General features: G+C 40.0%; 3 protein-coding genes and 1 pseudogene. All 4 read right to left on the bottom strand.

The annotated features are described in order from the left end of the window. The coding region (locus ACFIL3_RS09115; protein ID WP_375682120.1) for a transglycosylase SLT domain-containing protein at positions 1-281 on the bottom strand (281 nt) is incomplete at its 3' end. Next, positions 281-2,416, bottom strand: a complete 2,136-nt coding sequence (locus ACFIL3_RS09110; protein ID WP_375612625.1) for a glycine zipper family protein — start codon at positions 2,414-2,416, stop codon at positions 281-283. The genes ACFIL3_RS09110 and ACFIL3_RS09115, both read right to left, overlap by 1 nt. A gap of 6 nt (positions 2,417-2,422) precedes the next feature. Beyond that, a complete protein-coding gene (locus tag ACFIL3_RS09105; RefSeq protein WP_375682119.1) occupies positions 2,423-3,877 on the bottom strand; it encodes a hypothetical protein in 1,455 nt (484 codons plus the stop codon). Between the two features lie 7 nt (positions 3,878-3,884). Further along, positions 3,885-4,076 (bottom strand): annotated as a pseudogene (locus ACFIL3_RS09100) (hypothetical protein); the annotation flags it as partial.

Genomic DNA, 4,076 nt, shown 5'->3' with positions numbered 1-4,076 from the left:
GCTCTTCCCAAAAGGCGGCTTAAATGATTGCGATTATCAAGCGTCAACCGCCCCATGGCATCTGCCGCTTGCATGGGGTCAAAACGGTCTTGCAAACCATATTGCTTGGCGGTGCTGTCTATAAATTGATACAACCCACCCGCAGAAGAACGGGGATTCCTTGCATTCGGATTGCCTCCACTTTCCACTTGCGCAACACGGTATAAATAGCTTTCTGGTAAGCCATATCGCGCTGCTGCTTGACGGATCGCTTGATCGACTGAAGGACTAGAACGGGTCATTAACCCTTACTCCTTAAAAATCTTCCCGCTTCTCCTAACGCTGCCGAAGAAATGAAATGCCAAAAATGGTCACTACCAATTCCTGCTTTATGTAATTGTATAAATCTTTGTAACATTTGAGCAACTTCCTTCTGGTTCATACCTTTAACGCCAAAAGTTGCTAATTTCGCTATATCACGTTCAAGTATTTGCCTTTCTTTTTGTGGCAATTTTCTAATCGTATCAGATAAAATATTTTGTATAATTTTTGCCCCTGCATGTGCTGCACTAGTTTTTCCATACGGTATATTAACACCTGTTAAATAATTATGTTCAGGCGTTCCTTGAAACGGTTTCAGTGCTCTTTTCGCCGCATCTTCATAGAACCTTTCACCCTCTACAGCTTTTCTAAACGCATGAATGTTTTTAGAGCTTAAAGATCTGCTTAGATTATCTGACATGCTACCCGTTTGTAAAATATTTGAAAGGCTATTAATAGGACGCGAACCTTTTAATAGATCATCAATATAGTCTCTCATCCCTACATGATAAGTATTGAGACCACTAGGCATTGCTCCTTTACGAAGACCTTCTGCAATCCCCTCTCCAGATACATCTCTTTCTGCAATTTTTTTGCCTTGGCTTATAGCTTCTGCAAAGCCTTTGTATTTTGCTGCGCTACCCCGAGCTGCTTTATAAGTAGGGGAAATTTTATCCGTTATTTTTACCAAATTGTTCTTCAAAATTTGATATGTAGAAGCCCCTTCTTCATCACCAAGCTTTCGATTCATTCTGATTAAAACATCAAGGGATTTCTTGCTTCGATCTAGTAACTCCATTGTAGGTTTATAATTGATATGGCTAAACTCTTTTGCATAGAATCGTTGAGGTATTGCTGTGCGGGGGTCTCTTTCTAACTTTTTGACAGCGTGCTTAAGAGCGTCTTGAAATCCTTCTTGTTTAAAAAGCCTATTAAGAGCTGGATAATATCTTTTTTCTATTGGAGTACGATAGGCTTGTGCATAGAGAGAACCATGTGCTTCTTCCCCTTGCTCTTTAAGCAACCTTTTTAAAACTTTCGTATCTTGGAGAGGGGTAATGTTTTCATCTGCCGATTGACCAAGGCGCTGAACTGCTCCCTGCATCCGTCCTTCATGGGCTCTTTTCAAAAGTTCAGAAACACGCGTATTTGTTGTCCCCATATTCGCAAGCAATACTTCTAAATTCGGACTAATATCTGTCAAAAATGCATGGCGTGGTGCATTTGCAAGATGTTCAGCAACATTCTCAACACCATCATCATATAATGTTTTTGCAACTTCTCTGACTACTTTAGTTTGAACTTCCTTATGAGCAGGATTAAAACGCCCTCCTTTCATAAAGGGAATATAGGGAACATGTTGCAATCCCCTTGCCATTTTTTTTGTACCCCAAGAAGCAACTGTACCGGCAAGAGAACCAATAGGACCAGCTACTGTTCCAATACCACCACCAAACCCTGCCGATATAAGACGACCAGAAAGACCCTCTCCTGCTCCAGAGCCATGTAAAGCTCCTGAACCTGCCCCGAACATCATCGCCTTACCAATATTTCCAAGTGTTGACATATGCTTTGCAAGAGCCAAAGCCCTTAATGGAGGCACAAAAAGTGAGAGTCCTGTCGGTACAAGTGAACCAGCAGCATAAGCAATAGAAGACCAAATAGGATATTTCTCTTGCAAGGCTTTTTGGTAAGCGCGCTCCTTAGCTACCCGTCTATTATATATCTCCTCTGCTTTCTTATCACCACGCCAATAATCTATAAAACCCGCTTCATTGGCTGCTTTCATCTCGTCAAAATAATCTGCCGTCGCACCAGACGCGCTATTCCTCATAACAGCATCCAACACCGTAAGATCTTTATCATCAAATGAGAAATCATCTGTTGTAGTTGATTGATTAGATAGCTTCGCAATCTCAGCGGGATCTTCAACTACGCGGAAACGTGTTCCGTTCTTAGCGTATACATATCGAGGAGAAGATGAAGAAGAACTGTTAGCATTTGATCTTATAATCTTTTCAATCTCAGCAGAATCTTCAACTACACGAAAACGTGTCCCATTCTTAGCATATACATATTGAGAATTAATCGCACCAGAAGTCTTATAAGGGGCCATTAATATTTACTCCTTAACCAGAAATTCACCACTGGAACTATCCACAAAATAAAGTACGTTATCCTTAATAGATGCCTCTTCTAAACTCATCTTTGGTATATTTTCACTACCTCCTTGTGACACCAACCCATTAGTAAAAGATTGAGAAGGGTCTTTTTTACGCTCTTTTACTTCCAATCCATGTGATAACCTATAAATTTCTTCATTATTAAATTCTTGAAAATGTGCAAGCATCTTCTTAATATTTAAAAGTCTTGTATGTAATACTTCAGGCTTGTCACTAATATCTAAAGTACCATAAGATGATACTAACCACTGGCTTTCTTTCTCAGATAATGGACCAACACCTACGGTTCCATTCTTACTTTGTTTTTTGATTGATGCAATCACTCGCTTAAAGACACCGCCTTGAATCTGAGTAAATAGATATTTTAATGTTTTGGCATCAGATCCTGGGAAAATTTGAGTAACCGTACCACCTTTACCAGCAACCCAATCTGGATCACTCTCTATAAGTTTAATGGCATGATTAACCGCACCCATAGTATTATCAATTTCTAATGCAACTTCTTTCACATACTCTCTCTTATTTGTTTCCCACTCTTCTATGTCTCGTTTTTTCTGATTATACTCCAATTCCTGTAGAGATCCTTTAATCGGTCTCGCTTCACGTTCACCTGTCTCCGGATTGATATACCATTGATGCCCCAGAGGTAACTTAGGAGTATCACCACCTGTTAGCATCGCACTAAGCATTTGCGGATTACGTGCCATAATAGCAGCTTCTTCTTCACTGTACCCTTTAGATTTTAGGTATTCGACGGTCTGATTAACCTGTCCTCTTTTTTCTCTTTCCATATCACCACGACGAAGATTCATAGCTGCATTCGCTAAACTTTGTGCTATCGTCCCATCTGATAATGCATAACCAATCCCATAATCTGATAATCTTTGTAAAAACTCAGGACTACGCAAGTAATCCCAAAAACTCTGTTGAGAACCAGTATCTTGGTGAGGAACAGTACTCTGTTGTGGCTGTACAGACTTCTGTGGTTCTACAGATGAAATAGGCTCTGGTAATTGAGACGGCTTTGGTTTCAATGATGCCAAATCTGAAGTTTCAATTGCATTAGGCAAAGGTTCCATACCTAAAGGATTTGGTTGTGAACCAAAGGTCGCTACTGGTAAAGAAGGGACTAAAGACGGTACATACGGTTTTCTGCCTGCCGATCTTAAAGACGAACTTACATCTGGTAAAGGTGAAGTATTTTTAGCTAAACCTAAAGGATTTGATTGTGAACCAAAAGTTGCTATAGGGGAAGAAGGGGTTAAATAAGGTAAATTATTTGCCTGTTGTTTGGCGTCTTCTAGATCGTTGAAACGTATACGTGGTACATATTGGCTCATTACATGCATAGACTTAAGAAGTCTTGATAACATGTTATCGTTACTATTTTGCATAACTACCTCACTTTTTTCCTGCAAAATTAGCAATACTAGCTAAAATCCCTATAGCGTTCTTCCAAGGGTCGTTACCATGCATCTTAGATTCTGACACATTATTCGTTGTCGTGCCGTAATTCCTTGCAAAGCCATGACCGGCGTTCATAAGCATATTCAACCTATTCCAGCCGCTATTGTCTTGTTCCAGCCAACGTTC

It is taken from the genome of Bartonella sp. CE47NXGY (assembly GCF_042195415.1).
GTDB lineage: Bacteria > Pseudomonadota > Alphaproteobacteria > Rhizobiales > Rhizobiaceae > Bartonella.
This window is presented reverse-complemented; position numbering and strand designations above follow the sequence as displayed.

What these genes read in the sequence shown, in the direction of transcription:
- ACFIL3_RS09110 (WP_375612625.1), bottom strand. Translation starts at nt 2,416, where the DNA reads ATGGCCCCTTATAAGACTTCTGGTGCGATTAATTCTCAATATGTATAT.
- ACFIL3_RS09105 (WP_375682119.1), bottom strand. Translation starts at nt 3,877, where the DNA reads ATGCAAAATAGTAACGATAACATGTTATCAAGACTTCTTAAGTCTATG.